The sequence below is a fragment of the Algibacter sp. YIN40 genome (genome assembly GCF_057219435.1).
In genome coordinates, this window is the sequence record NZ_JBXVVC010000001.1 from 1,180,637 (window position 1) to 1,204,501 (window position 23,865).

Here is a 23,865-nt window from a genome sequence, read left to right on the forward strand (position 1 = left end):
AAAAGGTGAAATTCTAATTAGGAATTAATTCCTTTCATCTTCCTCTGGAATAATATTAATTGAAGGTTCTCTTAACACTTCTTTGTTTGCAATACTTCGCTCTAATGAAAGCAATAAAGACGGTAACAAAATAAGATTAGAAAGCATAGCAAATAATAAGGTTGCAGATACTAATGCGCCTAAAGCTACGGTTCCGCCGAAACTCGAAATTGTAAATACCGAAAAACCAAAGAATAAAACGATAGAGGTGTAAAACATACTAACCCCAGTTTCTCTTAAGGCAGCATAAACCGAAATTTTTATTTTCCATTGATTGGCTTGCAATTCTTGTCTGTATTTAGCTAAGAAATGAATAGTGTCATCTACTGAAATACCAAAAGCGATGCTAAAAACTAAAATTGTAGATGGTTTTATAGGAACTCCTAAGTAGCCCATTAAACCAGCAGTGACGACAAGAGGTAGTAAGTTTGGAATAAGTGAGACTATAATCATTCTAGCAGATCTAAACATGTACGCCATAAAAATTGAAATTAATAAAATAGCTAGTGACAACGATATTGCCAGATTTTTAACCAAATACTTCGTGCCTTTTTGAAATACAAGTGCTTTTCCTGTCATGGTAACATTGTAACGTTCTTTAGGAAAAACTTTATCTATTTTATTTTGAACATTTTCTTGAATACGTTCCATTTTATCTGTACCAATATCCTTCATAAATGTTGTGATACGAGCATATTGTCCAGTACTATCAACAAAGTTTTTGAGTAGATCTACATTTGATGATGAGTTTTTGGCGTAGGATAAAATAAAACTATTTTCTTGAGCTGATGGTAGCTGATAAAACTTAGGGTTACCATTGTAATAAGCTTGCTTCGAATACTTTACAAGACTAACAATCGATATTGGTTTTGATAATTCGGGTGTTTCAATAATTAATTCTTCAATCTCATTCATACGCTTTAGAGTAGATAATTTCATAACACCTTTCTTGCGTTTGGTGTCAATCATAATTTCTAAAGGCATTATACCATTAAATTCCTTTTCGAAAAACCGTATATCATTAAAAAATTCTGTTTTTTTAGGCATATCTTCTATTAAACTTCCAGAAATTTTTATTTGATAAATACCTATAATGCTTGCAATAATTAAAACTAAAGAAGTAGCATATACTGCTATACGCTTATTCCTTACCATATATTCCATCCAATCAACAAAACCGCCTATCCAGCGTTTGTTTAAATGCTCTAAATGGCGCTCTTTTGGAAATGGTAAAAAGGTGTAAATTATTGGAATAATAAGAAGGCATAAAATAAAAATTGCCAATATGCTTAAGGATGCAACAATACCAAATTCCTTTAGTAATTTACTTTCTGTAAGGATGAATGTAGCAAAACCTGAAGCTGTGGTAACATTTGTCATTAAAGTAGCATTACCAATTTTGGTAATAACCCTTTGTAATGATTTTACTTTGTTTCCATGTAATTTAACTTCGTGTTGATATTTATTAATGAGAAAAATACAATTTGGAATACCAATTACAATAATTAAAGGCGGGATAAGAGCCGTTAACACGGTAATCTCGTAATTTAGAAGACCGAGAATACCAAGAGTCCACATAACGCCAATACAAACGACGACTAAAGAAATAAAAGTGGCCCTAAATGATCTGAAAAAGAAAAAGAATATTATAGATGTTACGAATAATGCCGCACCAACAAACCACCCAATCTCATCAATAATAATTTGTGAGTTGAGCGTTCTAATATATGGCATACCCGACACACGAACATCTAATTTTTGAGAATTTTGGAAAGCTTCAATTTTCGGAATTAAAATATCTACGATAAATTCTTTTCTAGCAGGGGTGTTTACAATGTCTTTTTTAAGGTAAATAGCTGTTCTAATTGTTTTACTATCTGCGTTAAATAGGAAATTATCGTAAAAAGGATATTTGTTAAAAAGCTCTTCTTGAAGTTTGTCTATTTGCTCGATTGAAGTGATAGAATCTTTAATAAAAGGTTCCAGATTAAATTTTTCATTAGGAACGTCCTTTATAAGTTTTTGTAAATCTTTTATAGAAATTACTGTTTCAACAGCTTCATATTTTTTGAAATCTTGCGATAATTTATTCCAAGCATTTAGTTTTTTTATATTAAAAAAAGAACTGTCTTTTACACCCAATAAAATAAGATTGCCTTCTTCTCCAAACGTTTTTAAAAAATCGTTGTAAGTTAGATTTATTTCGTGGTCGTCTGGAAGTAAATTGGCTTCAGTATATGTAAACCGCATGTTATCCCATTGGGTACTAAATAGAAAAGTAACAATCGCGATACCAATAAGAATAATAATTTTATTCCGAAGAATTAGTCTTGCTGTAACATCCCAAAAATCCTTTGTAAAAAGTTTAAACATGCTTTAATATAAAGATGCGCAAAGGTAGGAAAAACAAAGTACTACTATAAGTATATGGTTTATAATGTTATATTAAAAGTAAATTTAAATGCAACATTATCAGCAATGCTTGGTAAGTGATATGCACCGTATCGATAAGTAAAACTCAAGCCAAACCCAAAAAATAATTTATTAATTTCAAAACCAGATTCAGTAAACCCTTTTTTTAATGAATTAAAAGAAATGTTTTCATGTCTTTCAGGGTTTTTAATATCCCCAATAGCGTATCGCGAGATTAAAACCATTTGCGGTTTAAATCGTTTAGAAACATTGAAGGGCTTTAAATAATGTTTAAATTGTAAGGTTGTAAATTTATCAGAAAAGAATTCATTAAAAAACATAGTTTCAAAACTGTTAAGACCAGCAACAGAAAATCGTTGCATAATGGTTTCATTTCTTATGTTATTAGGATAGGCATGATATAAATGTGTTAACGGTGTGTCTCCCCCAACGAGTCCAGAAACAATTGTTAATTCTGAAAGATGATTATCTATTTCTCCTAATCTATAAATAGTTTTAAAATCGACTTTTGAAAAATTGAAGTCACCCTTAAATACATCTTTAAAACTTTTAGTGTATTGAATAGAAAATTGCGGATAACCTCTTTTTGTTTCTTTTAGTTTTCCTTCTGAAGATTCAAATTGACTAAAGGGACTCCATTGTAAACCGAACTTTGCTGTACTCAAATCAAATTGACTAATGGAATTACCATTTAAGATGAAATTATACCTATAAGTTGGGTCTATTTTACTAAGTGCAAAATGTGTTTCTGTTATAAGTTTTGGGTTTATTTGATGCTCTAACGCTATGGCCTTGGTAATATGCTTATGAAATAAATCGATATTTAAAAGTCGAGGCTCGAAAAACTGAAAAAACCTATTGTCTGTTAAGAAATTAGAGCTTCCTGTTTCTTGCAAATCGTCAGTATAAGATAGGTTTACCCATGTATTTGTTTTTTCAGAAAGTCTAAAACCACCTCCTATGCTATATTTAAAGCGATGATCCCGAAACCCATAAACTACATAAGAATTTAAACGGTATTTTTTAGAAAAGGCATCATTGGTTATACCGCCAATTCCTGTTCTTACACCCTCATATTGATTGTATTTTATTAAATACCTAAGGTCGGCGTTAAAATATTTGGTAGGTAGATAACCGTTTCCTAATTGTTTAAGAAAAACACTTTTTTTAATTGAATCTTGAATTGGAATAGATTCATCAATAGAGTAGGTTTGGGCTTGAGCCAATACTGAAAATAAAATAAAAAGTAGAAACGAATAAAATTTCAGCATTAGAAAATTAAAGCTAGGGTTATAAATAAAAAAGCGACATTGTAGTCGCTTTGGTAATTATACTGTCATAATTTCTTTTTCCTTATTGTCAAAGAGGTCATCAACTTTTTTAACGTAACTATCTGTCATTTGTTGTATGTCTATCTCTGCGTTAGCTTTCAGGTCTTCAGAAACATCATCTGATTTTTTAATGTCGTTATTGGCATCTTTTCTTGCAGACCTAATGCTTACTTTAGCATCTTCAGCTTCCGCTTTGGCTTGTTTAGCTAGGTCGCGTCTTCGCTCTTCAGTTAAAGGAGGGACATTTATAATTATAGTTTCACCATTATTCATAGGGTTAAAACCAAGGTTTGCATAAGCAATGCCACGTTCTATTTCTTGTAGCATACTTTTTTCCCATGGTTGCACCGTAATAGTTCTACCATCAGGTGTATTTACGTTGGCAACTTGATTTAAAGGTGTCTGTGAGCCATAGTAATCTACCATAACACTACCAAGCATGGAAGGGCTTGCTTTACCTGCTCTAATATTAACAAATTGCTTTTCTAGATGCTTAATAGCATTATCCATGGCTTCATTTGCCGTATCTAATATAAATTGTATGTCTTCATTCATTGTTTTAAACTTTTATGTCAATCAATGTTTCAAAAATTACGCCAATTTTTTTAAAACTGAAACAAGAATTAAATATTAACTTCTGTTCCAATATTTTCTCCCGATACAACTTTAAGTAAATTACCTCTTTTGTTCATGTCGAATACAATTATTGGTAGTTTGTTTTCTTGACTTAAAGTAAATGCAGTTGTATCCATCACCTTTATACCCTTACTCAAAACGTCTTCAAAAGATATAAAATTAAATTTTGTTGCATTAGTATCCTTTTCAGGATCTGTGTTGTAAATTCCATCTACGCGAGTCCCTTTTAAAATAACATCCGCTTGAATTTCGATAGCTCTTAATACTGCTGCAGAATCTGTAGTGAAATAAGGGTTTCCTGTTCCACCTCCAAAAATAACGACCCGCCCCTTATTTAAATGACTCAAGGCTTTCCGTCTTATAAAAGGTTCAGCAACTTCATTAATTTTTATGGCTGTCTGGAGTCTTGTTTTTAATCCTGCATCTTCTAAAGCGCCCTGTAGTGCCAGCCCATTAATAACAGTTGCAAGCATTCCCATATGATCGCCTTGAACACGATCCATGCCATTACTAGCGCCAGCTACACCTCTAAAAATATTGCCTCCTCCTATTACAATAGCAACTTGTACGCCTTTATTTGTGATCTCTTTAATATCCTCCGCATATTCTGCTAATCGCTCTGGGTCAATACCATATTGACGGTTTCCCATTAAGGCTTCACCCGATAATTTTAGAAGTATTCTTTTGTATTTCATTAAACGATTTCTATTGCTGATTTAAAGTCTATTGTAATTTGTCTATTAACATTTAGGTTATCACTAACATAATAATTAAGACGCATTTCAGTTCCGCTTTGGAGTTTAGCAAAGCTAAACATTTTTTTTATTTTTTGAATTTACTCTGAAGCTCTTTTTTAATCAAAAAAAACCATCATGCTTGCAGGCATGATGGTTTTTAAAATTATATAAAATGTCTCTATTTATCCTAAAGTTACACGTTTAAAACTTGTAATTTCTACTTCGCCGTAGGATGAAACATAAGCCGCAACAGTTTTCTTTTCATCTTTAATAAATTTTTGATCTAATAAGCATTGTTCTTGATCTAAAGTTGTATTATCAGAAATGAAACGTTCCATTTTACCTGGTAAAATTCTATCCCAAATTTGTTCAGGTTTTCCTTCTGCTTTAAGTTCAGCTTTTGCAGCTTCTTCGGCTTTAGCTATAACTTCAGGCGTTAATTGTGCCATTGAGATATATTGAGGGACATTTTTAAGTGTTTTTCCTAATCGTCCTAATTCAATATTATCTTTTTCAATAACTGCAATTCTTGCTTCAGTTTCTGAAGCAACGAATGCTGGGTCAAAATCTTTATACGATAATGTTGTAGCTCCCATAGATGCAATTTGCATTGCAACATCTTTTCCTAAAGTTTCAATATTGTTAACTACGCTAGAAAAACCAACAATAGCAGCAATTTTGTTAATGTGAACGTAAGTACCAACATAAGCCGCTTCGATTTTTTCGAAAGCATTAATCTCTAGTTTCTCACCAATTACTCCAGTTTGCTCAATTAATTTGTCGGCTACTGTCATTCCACCAAAATCAGCAGCTAAAAATTCATCTTTAGAGTTTGTGTTTAAAGCAATATCTCCTAATTGACTCGCTAATGCTAAAAAGTTTTCATTTTTACCAACAAAGTCAGTTTCACAACCTAGAACAATTGCAACACCAGTGGTGTTATCTGCATTTATTTTTGCAACAGCAGCACCTTCACTAGATTCGCGATCGGCTCTTTTTGCCGCAACTTTTTGTCCTTTTTTACGTAAAACCTCAATAGCTTTATCAAAATCACCTTCCGCTTCTACTAAAGCTTTCTTGCAGTCCATCATTCCTGCACCAGTAGCTTGTCTTAATTTGTTTACCTCTTGGGCTGTAACTTTTACAGTAGTACTCATAGTTATTATAATTTAAAAAAGTCGTTCAATTTATTTTCAGAAGAAAAGAAACAAACGACTTATTTGTGTTGTATTAATATTTTTTATTCTTCTTCTTCGGCAACAGCTTTTTTGGCTGGTGCAGCTTTTGCTTTAGGAGCAGCTTCTTTTTCAGCTACTACTTCAGTTTTTGCTTCAACTTCCACTTTAGGAGCTTCAGCTTTTGGAACAGCAGCAGCTTCTTTTTCCGCTTTACGTTCTGCTAACCCACCAGCTACTGCAGATGTTACATGCGTTAAGATTTTATCTATCGATTTAGAAGCGTCATCATTTGCAGGGATAACATAATCAACTTGACGTGGGTCAGAGTTCGTATCTACCATTGCAAAAATTGGAATGTTTAATTTTTGAGCTTCTTTAATCGCGATATGTTCACGCTTAATATCTACAACAAATAGTGCGCCTGGTAAACGAGTCATGTCACTAATAGAACCTAAGTTTTTCTCTAACTTGGCTCTTAAACGATCAACTTGTAAACGCTCTTTTTTTGATAAAGTCATGAAAGTACCGTCTTTCTTCATTCTATCAATAGAAGCCATTTTTTTAACCGCTTTTCTAATAGTAACAAAGTTAGTTAACATACCACCTGGCCATCTTTCTGTAATGTAAGGCATGTTAATTTCGCTAGCTTTCTCAGCAACGATATCTTTTGCTTGTTTTTTTGTTGCAACGAATAAAATTTTACGCCCTGATGCTGCAATCTTTGCTAATGCTGCTCCAGCTTCGTCAATTTTTGCCGCTGTTTTGTAAAGGTTAATAATATGGATGCCATTGCGCTCCATATATACGTAAGGTGCCATATTTGGGTCCCACTTACGTGTAAGGTGTCCAAAGTGTACACCTGCTTCAAGTAATTCTGTTACTTCTACTGCCATTTTGTAATAGTTTACGTTCTGTTGAATTAGCAATGATTAAGTGGTCATTTTTTAAAATTCGCCTTAACCATTTAGATGCTAAACTAAATCCTGTCTTTTTAGACTAGGACAACAATAACTGTTTTTAATTATATTTTTTTGTTTGAAAATGATAAAAAAATCTGATAATCAGATCCTGAACCAAGTCCAGGATATTAACGTTTAGAGAATTGAAACTTCTTACGAGCTTTCTTCTGACCGAATTTCTTACGTTCAACCATTCTAGGGTCTCTTGTTAATAAACCTTCTGGTTTAAGTGTCAATCTGTTCTCAGCGTCAATTTCGCACATTGCACGAGATATTGCTAAGCGAACAGCTTCTGCTTGTCCAGTAATACCACCTCCATATACATTAACTGTAATATCAAAGTTGGCGTCATTGTTAGTCAAAACTAAAGGTTGTTTTACTTTGTACTGCAAAGTAGCAGTAGTAAAATAATTAGTTAGGTCTTTTTTATTGATTGTAATGTTACCTTTTCCTGGGGCAACATAAGCGCGCGCAACAGCCGTCTTTCTACGGCCAATTTTGTGAATTACATCCATTATTTGAATTCGTTTAAGTTAATTGTTTTAGGCTTTTGAGCTTGATGTTTGTGCTCTGAACCAACAACAACTGTTAGATTACGGAATAAATCTGCACCTAATTTGTTTTTAGGTAACATTCCTTTTACTGATTTTTCAACTACTCTTGCAGGATCTTTTCCGTACAATTCTGTAGCAGTTAAACTTTTTTGACCTCCTGGATATCCAGTGTGACGAATGTATGACTTGTCAGTCCATTTGTTACCAGATAACGTGATTTTTTCAGCATTGATAATAATTACATTATCTCCGCAATCAACATGAGGTGTGAAGTTTGGCTTGTGCTTACCTCTTAAAAGTTTTGCAACTTTAGAAGCTAAACGACCAAGCGCTTGACCTTCAGCATCAACCAAAACCCACTGCTTATTTACAGTAGCTTTGTTTGCTGAAATCGTTTTGTAGCTTAATGTGTTCACACTTTTTATTTTTTCTAATTAAACATTCCTCTCTCAAAAAGAGTTTGCAAATTTACGATTATATATTTGATTACCAAATAGTGAAGTGAGATAATTTCATGTAAATTTTAATGCTTAATCGTCATAACGAAAGATTACGATTCTGGACATGATTAGCGCTTTATAATGAGTCAAAAATTTCTGGATTTGGATAAAAAGCTGCAACTGCAAACCAAAAACTAACAAATGATTTAGCAGGTGTTAATGATTCACCTTGCCTTGAACCTGAAATTACTTCTCCAAAAACAGACCATAAGTTTCCTTCATCATCTTTAAAAAAAGCTTCAGAGTCATTAAAATAGTATTCGAAAGTTAAATCTGCATAATCTTCAGAAAGAACAAAAGCATTTACAATATTTTTGTTGCCTATTATTAGGTATTCATTATTATTAAAAGTATCTCTAAAAGTTTTACCATTTTCAAAGTCAGAAAATTGAAATACTTTAGATTTCTTCTCATTTGTAATTGCAAATACACGTTGTTTATTAGGCAAAGCATTATTACTTGGTGATACCGAAAACAAAAATTTGTTTTGATTAGTTTTGTAATCCCCATAAGGGTATAGGTTGTAATCTCTGTCGAAACCTGTACTTGTACTCAAAACAGTTGTGTTTGGGTATAAAAGTTTCCAGGTTTTCCAATTAGTTTCAACTATTTTAGTTGTTTCAGGTTCGTTACCAATTTCACTACCATTAATACAATCAATTCTTAATTGCGACCAATTACTGTTTGTATTTCTATCATATAAAATTAAATTACTGTTGTAAAGTAACCCAGAAACACCGAAAGTTGTTTGTTCCCCATTAGTTTTTGATAACCATCCTAGTGCACTTCCTGTTAAGGGGCAGTAAGATAAAGTTATCCCATTATCGTTAATTACTTCATGCCAATCTAATATTCTATGAGGGTAGGCTTTTGCTTCATTGTTTTTAATTATCCCAATAATTAAATCCTCATCACTTAAAAAAGAGGCTTGATTAGGGCTTATAAATACCGGATTATCTATAGACGGAATACCATCTTTACCCGGCCCACCATCTTTAATTGAAGATAAGGGGACTAACCAAGAACCAACAATTAAGCTGCCATTACCACCACTTGAATTATTAGGATTGTTTAGTTCATTACCACTATTGTCATTAACATTATTACTGCTACATGCGACAAATATTAGAGCTAAAATGTATACATAAAATATATTCTTTTTCATAATAATTAATTTAAGGTTAATACCTTTTGTTTTGGAGTTATTTTAAACAAAATACCAGATGTAATTCTGTAAGTTGGTGTTAATTGAGTACCATCGACATTATTATAGATTGGAATTTCTGACTTTGCAGAAAAAGCGATGTTAGTTGTTATATCAATAGAGAAGCTAGGAATGAAAGACACCCAATTTCCTCCCGTATTATCTAAATTAAATCCACCTATTTTGTCTTGATTTGCATCTCTATATTTAAAGGAAATACTTGGTTTTGACAGAGTTTTAAAAATCAAAAATTGATCTGAAAAACTAATAAACCCCTGAAATTCATTTCCAAATTTATAAGTTGAATCCCCAAAATAAGAATTGTTTGTTCCGGTACTTCTGTAAATTACTTTTGAAGAAAATGTTAATGTTGGTCTTGATTTTAAAGTTGTAGAAAACGAAGATAAAAATAATAAATCCCAAGCATTGCTCCCTGGTTGTAGATCTGCATTAAGAGTAACGCCTAGATCATTAGTTTCTCTAGTTGAACCTAATGGGATTTTTGCTCCAATACCAAAACTTAAAGAACTATATTCTCCAATTATATTAGAAAACATATTGGTGATATCATATTTTAGGAGCATCACAGCATCTCCAATCCCAGATGTTTGGTCCAAATTGTTATTTCCAAATTGAGATATATTTCTTCGTTGATTAACCCATGTAAAAAGACCCTCTACAGAAACTTTATTAGTAATTGCGTAACTTGTATTTATCAAAACAGAATGTGTTATTCTGAGCCTAGAATTATCGTTGAGCTTTTCTGACCCGTTATTTAAAGTGTTTAGGTTATTATAATCATAATTAATACCAAGTTGAATTGATCCTTTTTCAAGTAATGGTAAGCCTATGCTGTTTGATAAAGGAATACCTCCGGAGCAACATGTTTGAGAATGAGTATGGAAAAACATGAAGCTTTGCAATACAATTAATAGGTATTTAGAATTCATAAAAAGCTATAAATAACAATTAGATTGTCGTTTATAAATATGAATCCTTACCAGATTTAACATTTTGGTTGATAAATTAAGCTTTTATTGAATAACATGAAATAATGAGAGAAGTATATATTTTACCTATTTTTGCAACGCTATGCAAGAGTTAAAACTTTCAGATTGGTTGCCTACCACAAACAAAGAGGTAAAAATACGCGGTTGGGATGAACTGGACGTGATTTTATTTAGTGGTGATGCTTATGTAGATCATCCATCCTTTGGGCCTGCTGTTATTGGTCGCATATTAGAAAGCTACGGATTGCGGGTTGCTATCGTGCCACAACCAAATGTGAAAGATAATCTTCAGGATTTTGTTAAGCTAGGTGCTCCAAAATTATTTTTTGGGGTGACTGGCGGCTGTATGGACCCTATGATTAGCAACTATAATGCTAATAAAAAGCGACGAGATAAAGATGCCTATACACCCAATGGTGATATTGGGTTTAGACCCGATTATGCGACAACGGTTTACAGTAAGATTTTAAAAGAAAAATGGCCAGATATTCCTGTGTTAATTGGAGGTATTGAGGCTTCGTTGCGTCGTGTAACCCATTACGACTACTGGAGTGATAAATTGATGCCAACTATTTTAGAAACATCTAAAGCAGATATGTTGGTTTATGGAATGGGCGAACAACCGCTTCGTGAAGTCGTACGTTTATTGCAAAAAGGAGTGCCTTTTAGCAGCATTACAACCATAAAACAAACGGCGGTTCTTGTAAACAAAGAGGCAAAGATTCCAAAGAATAGTAATTGGGAAGATGTAGAAATCGTATCCCACGAAACCTGTTTGAAGGATAAAAAGAAGTTTGCGTCTAACTTTAAAATTATTGAGCAGGAGAGTAATAAATTGGCTGCGCGACGTATTTTTCAGAAGGTTGGAGACAAGACGTTGATGATTAATCCGCCGTATCCAACGATGACGGAAGATGAAATTGATGCATCTTTCGAGTTGCCTTACACACGACTACCACATCCAAAATATAATAAACGTGGTCCAATTTCTGCCTATGAAATGATTAAGTTTTCCATTAACATCCACCGTGGGTGTTTTGGAGGTTGTAGTTTTTGTACTATATCGGCACATCAAGGAAAATTTATCGCATCTCGAAGTCAGGAATCTGTGTTAAGAGAGGTTGATACGGTAGCGAATATGCCAGATTTTAAAGGTTACTTATCTGATATTGGTGGGCCAAGTGCGAATATGTACAAGATGAAAGGGAAAGTACAATCAATATGCGATAAGTGTGTTGCACCTTCTTGTATTTCGCCAGTAATTTGTAGCAATTTAGATACGTCCCATAAACCTTTAACTGAATTATATCAAGCAGTAGACAGCCATCCAAAAGTAAAGAAATCGTTTATTGGTTCTGGAATTCGTCATGATATGTTAGTGCCAGAATTCAATAAAAATGCTGATCCAAAAGAACTAGATGATTATACTGAAGAGGTGATGACTAAACATGTGTCAGGTAGACTTAAAGTAGCACCAGAACATACCAGCGACCCTGTTTTAAAGTTGATGCGTAAGCCTTCCTTTAGTTATTTCCATAAGTTTAAGGAACGTTTTGATAAGATTAATATTAAGAAAGGTTTAAAATTGCAATTGATACCTTACTTTATATCCAATCATCCAGCTTGCGAAGTTGAGGACATGGCAAATTTAGCTGCCGAAACAAAAGACATGGGTTTCCAGTTAGAGCAAGTACAAGGGTTTACACCAACACCAATGACTGTGGCTACGGTAATTTATTATAGTGGCTATCACCCTTACACCCTCAAAAAAGTAAATACACCTATAACTAGAAAGGAAAAAGATGAACAACATCGTTTTTTCTTCTGGTATAAAGATGAAAATAAAGCTTGGATAAAAAATACTTTGAATAAACTTGGGCGTCAAGATTTACTAAAAGTACTCTTACCTGAAAAGACTGAGAGGTGGCGTAAAAATAAGCCTAGTGGTGAAGCGAAGCACACGTTTGATGATGCTATTCCCTTTAATCAGCGAAAGAATAAGACTAAGTTTAGGTCTAAGAAGAAGCGGAGGTAGGTTTTAAAAAAGTACCTTTGTTGCCATATTATTTATCTGTTGAAATTAATTAGCTTTTCGCAGTAATTCAGCGAAATTTTTAGACTTTTCTTTAAGTCTCTATTATAATTAATTAAACCATAGCGGCCAACTTAATGCCTGATTGCTAGTAAGTAACTATTTAATAGTGATTTTAATCTTACGACTTGCTCACGTCATTACTCTGCAATCCGTTTCAATTTAGAACCAAACGATGATTACAGATATACAAGTATACAAACCTGAGCCTTTTTTACCAGAACAGCCATTAGCCCAGTTTAATCAATCTATAAATGTTCATCGTGCGATTAAAGGTTTAGAAGCTGGCAAGCCTATACAAATAACAGAATATTATAGCAACGGTTTGTTGCTGCATAAAGAATTACATAAGCATCTTAAAATAAAATTACCGTATAAAACATTTCAAGAGCAGCGCGTTTACAGATCTGCATACCGAGCGTTATCTAGTCTTGTTTACATAAAAATATCAAACCATAAATTAACCGTAAAAAAAGCACCTGCTATTGGTTGGTTCGCAAAGCTATATCCAGAAACAGGTAATTTTTTGTTGCCTTTTTCTAAAGTTCAAGGACTAAATAGTTCTTGGCAATGGTACCAAAACGGTATTTTGTTGCCTGTATTGCGAAATAAAATTCACCCATATTACGGGGTTTATTTCCCAACACGTTTTGATCATTTAATACTGTTTGATAATTGGCTGAAACGTTACGAAGGCCCTAAAAAGTCCTCCATAGATGTTGGTATTGGTAGTGGCGTATTGGCTTTTCAAATGGTAAAGCATGGATTTCAAAAGGTTTTCGGGACAGATACTAACCCTAATGCTATTGTTGGACTAACAGAATCTATGGGAGATACAAAAATGTCTCGGAAAGTAGAACTTGATTTTGCACCGTTTTTTGGTAAATGGGACAAGCAGACTGAATTGATTGTTTTTAATCCACCGTGGTTACCAGCTTCTCAAGAACTGGATAAAAACGACGAAGCTATTTATTATAACGATAATCTATTTCCAGAGTTTTTTGCTGAAGCTACAAAAAGACTCTTGCCCGAAGGGAAACTCGTTATTTTGTTCTCAAATTTAGCTCAAATAACAGAAGCAACAGAAGACCATCCCATAGAAACCGAATTAGTCAATGGTGGTCGTTTTAAATTGGAATCGTGTTTAACAAGAAAAGTAAAAGCGCCTTCAAATAAAACCATGCGAGAGCTAAATTGGCGAGCTGAAGAAGAAGTGGAGCTTTGGGTTTTGATTAATGAACAAAACAAACGGTCGTAGTTTTATGTTTTAGTAATTATCCTGAAGTTCTTTAAGAATGATTTAATGAGCTTCCAGCCAATTCAGCCCCGTATCAACTTCCACATCCAAAGGTACATCTAGTTTAAAAGCACTTTCCATTTCAGTTTTCACCAAAGTTTTAATGGCTTCCAATTCAGGTTTATAAACATCAAATACCAATTCATCATGTACCTGTAAAAGCATTTTGGTTTTATAATTACCAGCTTCTAGTTTATAGTAAATATTAATCATGGCAATTTTAATAATATCGGCAGCGCTTCCTTGTATTGGTGCGTTAACCGCATTACGTTCTGCAGCACCACGAACTACGGCATTTCTAGAATTAATATCTTTTAAATAGCGGCGTCGCCCTAAAACGGTTTGTACATAGCCATTGTCTCTTGCAAAATCGACTTGTTCGCTCATATAAGCACGTAGCTTTGGATATGTGGTATAATAGGTATCAATAAGCTCTTTTGCTTCACCACGAGATAAATCGGTTTGATTGCTTAACCCAAAAGCTGAAACCCCATAAATAATTCCGAAGTTTACGGTTTTAGCATTGCCTCTTTGTTCTCTTGTTACTTCCTCTATAGGCACATTAAATACTTTTGAGGCGGTAGATGCGTGAATATCTTCACCATTCTTAAACGCTTCAATCATGGTTTCTTCTCTGCTTAATGCGGCAATAATACGAAGTTCTATTTGCGAGTAATCGGCAGCCAATAAAATGTAATCTTCATTTCGTGGTACAAACGCTTTACGAACTTGTCGACCACGTTCTGTTCTAATAGGGATATTCTGTAAATTAGGATTGTTACTACTCAATCGTCCCGTAGCAGCAACAGTCTGCATATAATCGGTATGCACACGCCCTGTAGCTTCTTCAACTTGTAACGGTAAAGCATCAACATAAGTGCTTTTCAATTTTGCTAGTCCTCTATATTCTAATATGTTTTGAATAATTTCATGGTCTTTGGCTAAGTAGCTTAAAATATCTTCGCCTGTAGCATATTGCCCAGTTTTGGTTTTTTTAGGTTTATCAACCAGTTTTAATTTTTCAAATAGAATAATACCAAGTTGTTTTGGAGAGGCAATATTAAATTCTTCGCCAGCAGCTTCATATATACTTTTTTCAAGATTTAAAATATCGCTATTAAGATCTTCTGATAAAGAATTTAAGAATTTTTTATCTAAATTAATACCTTCTAATTCCATAGCAGCCAACACTCGAAGCAACGGAATCTCAATATCATCAAATAGTTTTTGAGTATTAGCTTCTCCTAATTCGTTTTGAAAATGCTCTTTTAATTGTAAGGTGATATCAGTATCTTCAACAGCATATTCTGTTTGTTTTTCTAATGGAACATCGCGCATCGAGAGTTGATTTTTCCCTTTTTTCCCTATCAATTCTGTTATAGAAATGGGTGTGTAATTCAAATAAGTTTCTGCCAACACATCCATATTATGACGCATATCTGGATTAATTAAATAATGCGCTAGCATAGTATCAAACAATTTACCATTAACGGCAATATTATATTTTGCTAAAACTTTAATGTCGTATTTTAAATTCTGACCAATTTTTTCAATGGTTTCACTTTCAAAAAACGGCCGCAATTGCTCAATCAACTCCTGAGCTTCCTCTTTGTTTTCTGGAAATGGCATATAAAAACCTTTACCAACCTCCCATGAAAAAGCAATACCAACGAGTTCTGCCGTTAAAGGATTTAAACCTGTAGTTTCTGTATCAAAACATACAGCTTTTTGATTCATTAAGTTTTTAATGAAAAGTTTGGTAGCTATGCCAGAAGCTACGCTTTGATAAAAATGTGGTACTGTTTCATTGTTTTTTCTGGTGTTTTCTGAGACAGTTTCGGTGTCATTTGATGGGTCTGCACCAAATAGTGAAAACTGTCCAGATCCAGCAGATTTAGTTTCTTTAGGCGTAGGTTTATCTTCTGTCTTCAATTCAGAATTGGCAGGAGTACTGGGTGTTGAAGCAGTTTCGGTAGCAAATGTTTTTAAGAAATTATCGGTAAGTCGTCTAAATTCTAAATTTTGAAATATTTCTTTAACCTTTTCTATATCTGGATGATCTAGTTCAAAATCTTTCGCATTAAATTCTACTGGTACGTCCAACATAATAGTTGCTAGCTTTTTTGAAAGCAACCCTAGTTCTCCACTGGCCTCTACTTTCTCCTTCATTTTACCTTTTAGCTGGTCGGTATTTGCTAATAATCCCTCCATACTTCCAAATTGTGCGATGAATTTTTTGGCTGTTTTTTCACCTACACCTGGTAATCCAGGAATATTATCGCTAGCATCACCCATCATTCCTAAAAAGTCTATCACTTGCATAGGATCTGTTACTTCAAATTTTTTCTGAACTTCAGGAATACCCCAAGTTTCATAGCCACCACCAAAAACGGGCCGATACATAAATATATTTTCAGTAACCAATTGTGCAAAATCTTTATCTGGTGTTACCATAAAGATTTTGTAGCCCTCTTTTTCCGCTTGACGGGACAAAGTGCCAATAACATCATCGGCCTCATAACCTTCTTTAACCATAATAGGAATATGCATCGCCTTCAAAATATTATAGATATAAGGCACTGCCGTTTTTATCCCTTCAGGAGTTTCATCTCTATTGGCTTTGTATGCTTCATACATTTCTACGCGATCTGCGCTTCCACCTTTATCAAAACAAACAGCCAAATGGTCTGGACGTTCACGTTTAATAACATCTAGCAATGAGTTCATAAAACCCATAATGGCTGAGGTGTCTTCTCCTTTAGAATTAATTCTTGGATTTTTTATAAAGGCATAATAGCCACGAAAAATTAAGGCGTAAGCATCGACTAGAAAAAGACGTTTTTGATCTGACATTGATTTTGTATTTGAAGTTTATAAAACTACAAAAACTTATGGTTTAATGGGTGTAATTTGAAATGCAATTTGTAATTTCCAACTCTAAATAGTTATGATGAATACATTCTCAATAGCCATACATGGTGGTGCAGGAACTTTGGTCAAAGGTATGATGACGACAGCGTTAGAAATGCAATACAAACAAGCTTTGAAAAAAGCTTTAGAAAAAGGGTATACTTTTTTAGAAAGAGGGAGAACCGCTATTGAAGCTGTTGAGGCAGCCGTAAAAATATTAGAAAATTCACCCTTGTTTAATGCAGGGAAAGGTAGTGTGTTTACAGCAAACGAAACCCATGAGATGGATGCATCTATTATGGATGGCAACTCATTAAATGCAGGAGCTGTAAGTTTAATTTCTGGAATTAAAAATCCAGTAAATTTAGCACGGGACGTTATGGAAAAAAGCGAGCACGTTTTTTTAGCGGGCGAAGGCGCTATGCAATTTGCAAAACAACTTAATTATAAAATTGAGGATGATGCATATTTCTATGATGAATTTCGACATAATCAATGGTTAGAAATAAAGGATACTGATAGTTTTCAATTGGATCATGCGACCAAAAAGGATTCTAAATTTGGTACTGTTGGTGCTGTAGCTTGCGACCAAAATGGAAATATTGCCGCAGCCACTTCAACTGGCGGAATGACAAATAAAAAATGGGGGCGTGTAGGCGATAGCCCTATGATTGGAGCTGGAAACTATGCAAACAACAAAACCTGCGCTATTAGTTGCACTGGAAGTGGTGAGTTTTTTATTCGTGGTGTTGTGGCTTACGATGTGGCTTGTTTAATGGAGCACAAAGGCATGTCTTTAATAGAGGCATCAAATGAAGTGATAAATAAACGCATTCTTGAAATAAAAGGCGATGGCGGATTAATTGCGGTAGATACTCAAGGCAATATTGCGATGCCTTTTAACACGGAAGGGATGTATCGAGCAAGTAAAACTTCAAAAGGAGAAGAGATAATTGCTATATATAATAACTAAATAAAAGGCGCTTCAATTGGTAATACAGACACTTTTCTTTCATTAATAGTATATTGGTCTCCGTTAGAAAGTACGTGAACTGTTAAGTTTGCTATAGTCATTGGTGTACCTTCTTCTAATACTTCTTCGTTATTATGTGTTATCTTGCTTCCGTCGAAAACAATCACCATTCCCGACCCGATCACGGTGCAATCATTGCCGTTTCTTATTATCATTCCAGTGTCTTCAGCAAGACCAAATCCTATTAATTCTGGAAATTTTGCCACGGCTTCAGACTGTCTTCCAAAACGGCCACGTCTAATAAAATGGGTGTCGATAATTAATTCTGGGATTAATCCTAAACCATTGTACATGCTAACTGCTCCTTTAATAAAAGCTTCTTTTGGGCTACCACCAGAAATCATTTCATTGGTCATAACCATAGCACCAGCGCTAGTACCTGCAATTACAAATCCAGATTCGTTTTTATAGCGACTACGCATAATATCATGAATCTTAGTTCCGCCGATATGTTTTGTAATCTTAGATTGGTTTCCTCCCGAAAACATAATGCAATTTGCAGAATTTATTAATTCTATAGAACTTTTTTTCTCCGAATCTTGTCTGCTTCTAATGTCAAGAACATGTACATTTTTGCAGCCTAATTTAGTAAAAGCGCTTATGTAGTTTTCACCAACTTCAACAGGGATGCTTGATGCTGTTGGAATCACAACTATTTTGGCTTCGACACCTCCAGCTTCTTTTACAACATGAAATAATATGCCATCATCAATAAATTCAAGCGTATATAATTCACTGTCTTCTGTACCTTTATCTTCATTTCCTCCTATAGGAATAAGGATTCCTTTAATCTTCTGCATAAAATCTCTACTATAGTTTAAATATTGAACAAAAATAAGCTAATTTTTTTATTGAAAAATACTATATTTATAAACTTTCACAGATTTTAAACTAAAACAAAGTTCCATGAAAATACGCGAGATTAATGCCATGAGGGGACCAAATTATTGGTCGATTAGAAGACACAATTTAATTGTAATGGTTCTTGATCTTGAAGAGATGGAAGAATTACCATCTAATAAAATTGATGGGTTTTCAGAGCGTTTAAAAGAAATGTTTCCATCTATGTATTCACATCGCTGTTCTGAAGGATGTGAAGGCGGATTTTTTATGCGCGTAGATGAAGGTACTTGGATGGGGCATATTATAGAGCATATTGCACTCGAGATTCAAACCTTAGCAGGTATGGATACAGGTTTTGGTAGAACAAGAGGTTATGGTGAAGACGGTGTATATAGTGTTGTGTTTTCATATATGGAAGAATCGGTAGGGCGTTATGCAGCAAAAGCTGCAGTTAGAATCTGTGAAGCTTTAATAGCAGGTGAAGCTTATGATATGTCTGAGGATATTCAACAAATGCGTGAATTACGGGAAGCAGATCGATTGGGTCCAAGTACAGGGTCTATAGTAGAAGAAGCTGCTAGTAGAGGTATTCCATGGATTCGGTTAAATAAATACTCATTATGCCAATTGGGTTATGGGGCCAATCAAAAGCGTATTCAAGCAACTGTAACAAGTGAAACAAGCAGTATAGGTGTTGAGTTAGCTTGCGATAAAGAAGATACCAAATATTTGTTAGAACAAGCTGAAGTTGAAGTTCCTAGAGGCGAAATTATTCGTAGAGAGCGCAGTTTAGAAGAGGCTTGTCGTTATGTAGGTTATCCGTTAGTTGTTAAACCCGTTGACGGGAATCATGGACGAGGCATTACAGTAGATATACAAAATTATGAGGATGCATTAGTTGCTTTTAAACATGCAAAAGATAGTTCGCGAAGTGGAGCAATTATTATTGAGAAGTTTGTTACTGGTGATGACTATAGGTTATTAGTTATTAATAACGTTTTAGTTGCTGGTGCTATTAGAACGCCAGCTCATGTTGTGGGAAATGGCAAATCGACGATTCAAGAATTAATTGATGAAGTTAATAGTGATCCACGTCGTGGGTTTGGTCATGAGAATGTATTAACAAAAATAACAACAAATGAGTTAACACTTAATATTATTAAAGATGCTGGTTATACTTTACATTCTGTTATTGCTGAGGGCGAAAGACTTATTTTAAAAGATACGGCAAACCTAAGTACAGGAGGAACGGCAGAGGATATTACAGATATTATCCATCCTGCAAATGTGAGTATGGCAGAACGTATTTCTAAAATTATAGATTTAGATATTTGTGGCATTGACATTATGACTACAGATATTTCGAAGCCATTATCTGAAACTGACGGAGCAGTTTTAGAAGTGAATGCGGGCCCAGGTTTTAGAATGCATTTAGCTCCAACAACAGGATTGCCACGCAATGTTGCGGCTCCTGTAATTGATAAATTATTTCCACAAAAAGGTGACACCGGTCGTATTCCGATTATTGCAACTTCTGGAACTAATGGAAAAACAACGACAACGCGCTTAATTGCCCATATTGCAAAAATGAAAGGTTATCGGGTTGGTTATACCACGAGTGATGGTGTTTATATTCAAAACAGACTTCTTATGACTGGTGATTGTACAGGGCCAGCGAGTGCAGAGTTTGTTCTTAAAGACCCCACCGTAAATTTTGCAGTTTTGGAATGTGCTCGTGGTGGATTACTACGTGCTGGATTAGGATTTAAAAAATGTGATGTGGCCGTTGTTACTAATGTCGCAGAAGATCATTTAGGATTAAAGGGGATTCATACGATAGAACAATTGGCTAAAGTAAAAGCGGTTGTTCCTGAAACAGTTTTACCCGATGGATATGCTATTTTAAATGCTGATGACGATTTAGTTTATGATATGCGGAGAAACTTAGATTGTAATGTTGCCTTATTTTCTATGGATGAAAATAATCCTAGAATAAAGGCAATGCAGCGCTTAAACGGCGTTACGGCTGTTTACGAAAATGGCTATGTAACCATTTGTAGAGGTGAATGGAAAATGCGATTAATGAAAGCTGAAAACATTCCATTAACCTATGGGGGTAAGGCAAAATTCATGATTCAAAATGTATTAGGAGCTATATTAGCGGCTCATGTACAGGGCATAAGTATAGAAGATATGAAAGCAGCTTTAGAGACTTTTATTCCTTCCGCATCTCAAACACCTGGACGTTTGAATTTATTTGAATTTAAAAATTTCACAATTCTTTTAGATTACGCACATAACCCAGCAGGAATGAGAGCACTTCAAAAATTCACAAATGAATTAGAAGCTACCGTGAAGGTTGGAATTATTGCTGGAATTGGTGATAGACGTGTTGAAGATAATAACGAAATGGGTAGTATAGCCGCAGAAATGTTTGATGAAATCATTATCAGACAAGATAAGCGCTTGCGCGGAAAAACTGAAGAAGAGCTTATTAAAATGTTGCATGATGGCATTAAAATGAAAGACCCTAATAAGAAAACTACAATTATCCCATCCGAAAAAGAAGCCATAACTCATGCGGTTAAAAACGCAGTTAAAGGATCTCTAATTATTTTATGTAGCGATGTTATTCCTGACGCCTTAGATTTGGTTCAGAAATTAAAGGATCAAGAAGCTAGAGGAGAGTTAGTATTTGCTGATTAGTTGGGTACAATTTTCTTTAACAATTTTATAAGATAAAAGGGGATGGTTATTCATTAACTTTACCATTAAAAATTGTATGCTTCGTTGGATTATTTTTCTGATTATTTTTCTTGTTATTGATTTATATGCTTTTCAGTCTTTAAAAACTGTTTCAAAAAATCATTGGCTTCAGGGATCTTATTGGCTCCTTACACTTCTAGTTATTGGAAATTTTGTTTTTCATTATTATGGCTTTAATAGAAGAGATGGTTTTTCGCATGGGCATTCTTATGCTTTCGGATTTTTTATTGCTCTTTTAATTCCGAAAATGATTTTATTGATAGTTATGTTAGGGGAGGATGTGTTTCGAGTGCCTCAAGCAATTTTTCGATATTTTACTGAAGGAGAGATGGCAAAAGGGAATTATTTTGCTTCAAGAAGGCGGTTTATTAGCAAGGTGGCTTTGGGTTTGGCGGCTATCCCGTTTGCGGGAATAATTTATGGTATTTATAAAGGGAAGTATAACTATAAAGTTTTAAAGTACACACTACACTTTGAAGACCTGCCAGCAGCTTTTGATGGCTACAGAATAACCCAGATTAGTGATATTCATTCAGGCAGTTTTGACAACCTTAATAAAGTAAGTTATGCCGTTGATTTAATTAATGAACAAGAAAGTGACACTATTTTGTTTACTGGAGATATGGTTAATAATAAGGCTGAAGAGATGAAACCTTATGTAGAAATGTTTAGTCGTTTAAAAGCTAAAGATGGTTTATACTCCGTTTTAGGAAATCACGACTATGGAGATTATATTCACTGGGATTCTGATGAAGATAAACTAAAAAACTTAGAAGATTTAAAAACAATACAAAAGCAAATTGGTTTTGATTTATTGTTAAATGAAAACCGATTTATTGAAAGAGATGGGGAGCGCATTGCACTTGTTGGTGTTGAAAATTGGGGAGCAGGCGGATTTAAAAAAGTAGGCGACTTGCAGCGAGCCGCTACTGGTATAGAAAGAGATGATTTCAAGATTTTAATGAGTCACGATCCATCTCATTGGGAAAAAGAAGTAATTAGCGACCATTATCATTATCATTTAACTTTAAGCGGGCATACTCATGGTATGCAATTTGGCATAGAAATACCAGGTTGGTTTAAGTGGAGTCCTGTAAAATGGCGCTATAAATATTGGGCAGGAATTTATGAAGAACTAGGTCAATACATAAATGTTAATCGCGGTTTTGGCTATTTGGCTTTTCCTGGACGCGTTGGAATTTGGCCAGAAATAACAGTAATAGAACTCAAGAAAGGCTCTGCAAATGTATAATTTGTATTATTTGCTGTTTTTATAAAGAAATTGCTTATTTTTATGTTAACAGATTGATAAAAATGCAGGTAAATATTGTATTTATTTATAATATTAAAAAAATATGTAGGTTTGTAAAAGTTTGTTTGACTAATAATTAAAAGAGTATGTCAAAATTTGGGGAGCTTATTGATGTAGAAATACCAGTTCTGTTAGACTTTTATACAGAATGGAACGATCAATCTACAACTATGCACGCGGTTCTTCGCGATGTGGCTGCGGCACTTGGTGACAAAGCAAAGGTTATAAAAATTGATGTTGAGAAAAACGGCGAACTTGCTGAAGCACTCCGTGTCAAAGGGCTGCCTACTTTAATTATTTATAAAGATGGCGAAATGAAATGGCGCCAAAGTGGCGAGCAAGATGCTAATACACTTATTGGTATTATTCAACAATATGTTTAAAGGCTAATAGCTTTAAACATATATCCTTTTTTACTAAAGTATTCTAACATTTTTGGTAATGCAAATTGCATGTTTTTTGATGCTTTTACACTGTCATGAAATACAACGATACTTCCGTAATTTGTTTTAGCAATAGCATTATTAAAGCAGGTTTCGGGTGTTACTGATTTATCCCAATCAAAAGGTAAGACATCCCACATAACAATTTTATAACCCAGTTCAATAAGTTTCCGACCTTGCTTTGGTTTTATTTTGCCGTAAGGGGGTCTAAATAAATTATGGGTTCTAAACTCTAAATTTTGATTCTCAAGTAATTTTTGAGTTTTCTCCGTGTTTTTTAAATAGTCTTTAGTTTTGGTTTTCCAGCCCTTTAAGTGATTATATGTATGATTACCAATTGCATGCCCCTTTTTTACAATGTTCTGTATAATGTCTGGATGTTTTTCTATGTTATTTCCAATGCAAAAAAATGTTGCTTTGGCATTGTATTTATCCAACATGTCTAATGTCCAATTCGTAATAATTGGGGTAGGACCATCATCGAAAGTTAAGTAGATAACCTTTTCTTTTGTAGGAATGTCCCAAATGTAATTGGGGAACATTTTTTTGGCAACTTTTGGCGTTTTTATAGGCTTTAAAGTCATACCT

The 23,865-nt window shown here is 34.1% G+C and carries 19 protein-coding genes; 6 read left to right on the forward strand and 13 right to left on the reverse strand.

Annotated elements, in window-relative coordinates:
- Window positions 1-24: 24 nt before the first annotated feature.
- From AC2D6V_RS05520 to AC2D6V_RS05565, 10 genes are all read right to left on the reverse strand, one after another.
- Window positions 25-2,412 (reverse strand): efflux RND transporter permease subunit, encoded by a 2,388-nt coding sequence (locus AC2D6V_RS05520; protein WP_484647062.1) that lies wholly within the window; start codon window positions 2,410-2,412, stop codon window positions 25-27.
- A gap of 59 nt (window positions 2,413-2,471) precedes the next feature.
- Entirely contained in the window at window positions 2,472-3,743 is a 1,272-nt protein-coding gene (locus AC2D6V_RS05525) for a hypothetical protein (protein WP_484647063.1), read from the reverse strand.
- Window positions 3,744-3,800: 57 nt separating this feature from the next.
- Window positions 3,801-4,358, reverse strand: coding sequence for a ribosome recycling factor (frr, locus tag AC2D6V_RS05530; protein WP_484647064.1), 558 nt, complete (start codon window positions 4,356-4,358; stop codon window positions 3,801-3,803).
- 68 nt (window positions 4,359-4,426) lie between these two features.
- Window positions 4,427-5,134 (reverse strand): UMP kinase, encoded by a 708-nt coding sequence (pyrH, locus tag AC2D6V_RS05535; RefSeq protein WP_484647065.1) that lies wholly within the window; start codon window positions 5,132-5,134, stop codon window positions 4,427-4,429.
- 224 nt (window positions 5,135-5,358) lie between these two features.
- Window positions 5,359-6,333, reverse strand: coding sequence for a translation elongation factor Ts (gene tsf, locus AC2D6V_RS05540; RefSeq protein ID WP_484647066.1), 975 nt, complete (start codon window positions 6,331-6,333; stop codon window positions 5,359-5,361).
- An 83-nt stretch (window positions 6,334-6,416) separates the two neighbouring features.
- Window positions 6,417-7,247 carry a 30S ribosomal protein S2 gene (gene rpsB, locus AC2D6V_RS05545; RefSeq protein ID WP_484647067.1) on the reverse strand — a complete coding sequence of 277 codons (831 nt, stop codon included), beginning with the start codon at window positions 7,245-7,247 and terminating at the stop codon, window positions 6,417-6,419.
- A 194-nt stretch (window positions 7,248-7,441) separates the two neighbouring features.
- On the reverse strand, window positions 7,442-7,828 hold the full coding sequence (gene rpsI, locus AC2D6V_RS05550; RefSeq protein ID WP_484647069.1) for a 30S ribosomal protein S9: 387 nt from the start codon (window positions 7,826-7,828) through the stop codon (window positions 7,442-7,444).
- On the reverse strand, window positions 7,828-8,283 hold the full coding sequence (rplM, locus tag AC2D6V_RS05555) for a 50S ribosomal protein L13 (protein WP_298237615.1): 456 nt from the start codon (window positions 8,281-8,283) through the stop codon (window positions 7,828-7,830). Before rplM ends, rpsI begins: the two co-directional genes overlap by 1 nt.
- Window positions 8,284-8,443: 160 nt before the next feature.
- Window positions 8,444-9,532: a DUF3179 domain-containing protein gene (locus AC2D6V_RS05560; protein ID WP_484647070.1), complete on the reverse strand. Its 1,089-nt coding sequence runs from the start codon at window positions 9,530-9,532 to the stop codon at window positions 8,444-8,446.
- 5 nt (window positions 9,533-9,537) lie between these two features.
- Entirely contained in the window at window positions 9,538-10,521 is a 984-nt protein-coding gene (locus AC2D6V_RS05565) for a hypothetical protein (RefSeq protein WP_484647071.1), read from the reverse strand.
- Window positions 10,522-10,663: 142 nt separating this feature from the next.
- Here AC2D6V_RS05565 and AC2D6V_RS05570 point away from each other — a divergent pair, with 142 nt between their 5' ends.
- On the forward strand, window positions 10,664-12,616 hold the full coding sequence (locus tag AC2D6V_RS05570) for a YgiQ family radical SAM protein (protein WP_484647072.1): 1,953 nt from the start codon (window positions 10,664-10,666) through the stop codon (window positions 12,614-12,616).
- 232 nt (window positions 12,617-12,848) lie between these two features.
- Entirely contained in the window at window positions 12,849-13,931 is a 1,083-nt protein-coding gene (locus AC2D6V_RS05575) for a methyltransferase (protein WP_484647073.1), read from the forward strand.
- A gap of 42 nt (window positions 13,932-13,973) precedes the next feature.
- On the opposite strand, the gene polA is transcribed toward AC2D6V_RS05575, so the two are convergent.
- Window positions 13,974-16,823, reverse strand: coding sequence for a DNA polymerase I (polA, locus tag AC2D6V_RS05580; RefSeq protein ID WP_484647074.1), 2,850 nt, complete (start codon window positions 16,821-16,823; stop codon window positions 13,974-13,976).
- Window positions 16,824-16,920: 97 nt separating this feature from the next.
- Here polA and AC2D6V_RS05585 point away from each other — a divergent pair, with 97 nt between their 5' ends.
- Window positions 16,921-17,853: an isoaspartyl peptidase/L-asparaginase family protein gene (locus AC2D6V_RS05585; RefSeq protein WP_484647518.1), complete on the forward strand. Its 933-nt coding sequence runs from the start codon at window positions 16,921-16,923 to the stop codon at window positions 17,851-17,853.
- On the opposite strand, the gene AC2D6V_RS05590 is transcribed toward AC2D6V_RS05585, so the two are convergent.
- A complete protein-coding gene (locus AC2D6V_RS05590) occupies window positions 17,850-18,713 on the reverse strand; it encodes a cyanophycinase (protein ID WP_484647075.1) in 864 nt (287 codons plus the stop codon). The two genes, AC2D6V_RS05585 and AC2D6V_RS05590, sit on opposite strands and share 4 nt — an antisense overlap.
- A 106-nt stretch (window positions 18,714-18,819) precedes the next feature.
- Between AC2D6V_RS05590 and cphA the strand changes: the two genes are divergently transcribed.
- The 3 genes from cphA (at window position 18,820) to AC2D6V_RS05605 (ending at window position 23,217) form a co-directional block, all read left to right on the forward strand.
- The gene (gene cphA, locus AC2D6V_RS05595) at window positions 18,820-21,462 is read left to right on the forward strand and encodes a cyanophycin synthetase (RefSeq protein WP_484647076.1); all 2,643 of its coding nucleotides are present in this window, start codon (window positions 18,820-18,822) and stop codon (window positions 21,460-21,462) included.
- 76 nt (window positions 21,463-21,538) lie between these two features.
- Window positions 21,539-22,774, forward strand: a complete 1,236-nt coding sequence (locus AC2D6V_RS05600; protein WP_484647077.1) for a metallophosphoesterase — start codon at window positions 21,539-21,541, stop codon at window positions 22,772-22,774.
- Window positions 22,775-22,920: 146 nt separating this feature from the next.
- Window positions 22,921-23,217, forward strand: coding sequence for a thioredoxin family protein (locus AC2D6V_RS05605; RefSeq protein ID WP_298237609.1), 297 nt, complete (start codon window positions 22,921-22,923; stop codon window positions 23,215-23,217).
- On the opposite strand, the gene AC2D6V_RS05610 is transcribed toward AC2D6V_RS05605, so the two are convergent.
- Window positions 23,214-23,861: a polysaccharide deacetylase family protein gene (locus tag AC2D6V_RS05610; protein WP_484647078.1), complete on the reverse strand. Its 648-nt coding sequence runs from the start codon at window positions 23,859-23,861 to the stop codon at window positions 23,214-23,216. The genes AC2D6V_RS05605 and AC2D6V_RS05610 overlap by 4 nt on opposite strands.
- Window positions 23,862-23,865: the final 4 nt, after the last annotated feature.

Bases quoted from the DNA above. Each gene is read 5' to 3' on its own strand.
- rpsI (WP_484647069.1), bottom strand. From the start codon at position 7,828: ATGGATGTAATTCACAAAATTGGCCGTAGAAAGACGGCTGTTGCGCGC.
- cphA (WP_484647076.1), top strand. From the start codon at position 18,820: ATGAAAATACGCGAGATTAATGCCATGAGGGGACCAAATTATTGGTCG.
- AC2D6V_RS05585 (WP_484647518.1), top strand. From the start codon at position 16,921: ATGAATACATTCTCAATAGCCATACATGGTGGTGCAGGAACTTTGGTC.
- pyrH (WP_484647065.1), bottom strand. From the start codon at position 5,134: ATGAAATACAAAAGAATACTTCTAAAATTATCGGGTGAAGCCTTAATG.
- tsf (WP_484647066.1), bottom strand. From the start codon at position 6,333: ATGAGTACTACTGTAAAAGTTACAGCCCAAGAGGTAAACAAATTAAGA.
- AC2D6V_RS05575 (WP_484647073.1), top strand. From the start codon at position 12,849: ATGATTACAGATATACAAGTATACAAACCTGAGCCTTTTTTACCAGAA.
- rpsB (WP_484647067.1), bottom strand. From the start codon at position 7,247: ATGGCAGTAGAAGTAACAGAATTACTTGAAGCAGGTGTACACTTTGGA.
- AC2D6V_RS05610 (WP_484647078.1), bottom strand. From the start codon at position 23,861: ATGACTTTAAAGCCTATAAAAACGCCAAAAGTTGCCAAAAAAATGTTC.
- AC2D6V_RS05605 (WP_298237609.1), top strand. From the start codon at position 22,921: ATGTCAAAATTTGGGGAGCTTATTGATGTAGAAATACCAGTTCTGTTA.
- AC2D6V_RS05525 (WP_484647063.1), bottom strand. From the start codon at position 3,743: ATGCTGAAATTTTATTCGTTTCTACTTTTTATTTTATTTTCAGTATTG.
- AC2D6V_RS05600 (WP_484647077.1), top strand. From the start codon at position 21,539: ATGCTTCGTTGGATTATTTTTCTGATTATTTTTCTTGTTATTGATTTA.
- frr (WP_484647064.1), bottom strand. From the start codon at position 4,358: ATGAATGAAGACATACAATTTATATTAGATACGGCAAATGAAGCCATG.
- AC2D6V_RS05565 (WP_484647071.1), bottom strand. From the start codon at position 10,521: ATGAATTCTAAATACCTATTAATTGTATTGCAAAGCTTCATGTTTTTC.
- AC2D6V_RS05520 (WP_484647062.1), bottom strand. From the start codon at position 2,412: ATGTTTAAACTTTTTACAAAGGATTTTTGGGATGTTACAGCAAGACTA.
- polA (WP_484647074.1), bottom strand. From the start codon at position 16,823: ATGTCAGATCAAAAACGTCTTTTTCTAGTCGATGCTTACGCCTTAATT.
- AC2D6V_RS05560 (WP_484647070.1), bottom strand. From the start codon at position 9,532: ATGAAAAAGAATATATTTTATGTATACATTTTAGCTCTAATATTTGTC.
- AC2D6V_RS05590 (WP_484647075.1), bottom strand. From the start codon at position 18,713: ATGCAGAAGATTAAAGGAATCCTTATTCCTATAGGAGGAAATGAAGAT.
- AC2D6V_RS05570 (WP_484647072.1), top strand. From the start codon at position 10,664: ATGCAAGAGTTAAAACTTTCAGATTGGTTGCCTACCACAAACAAAGAG.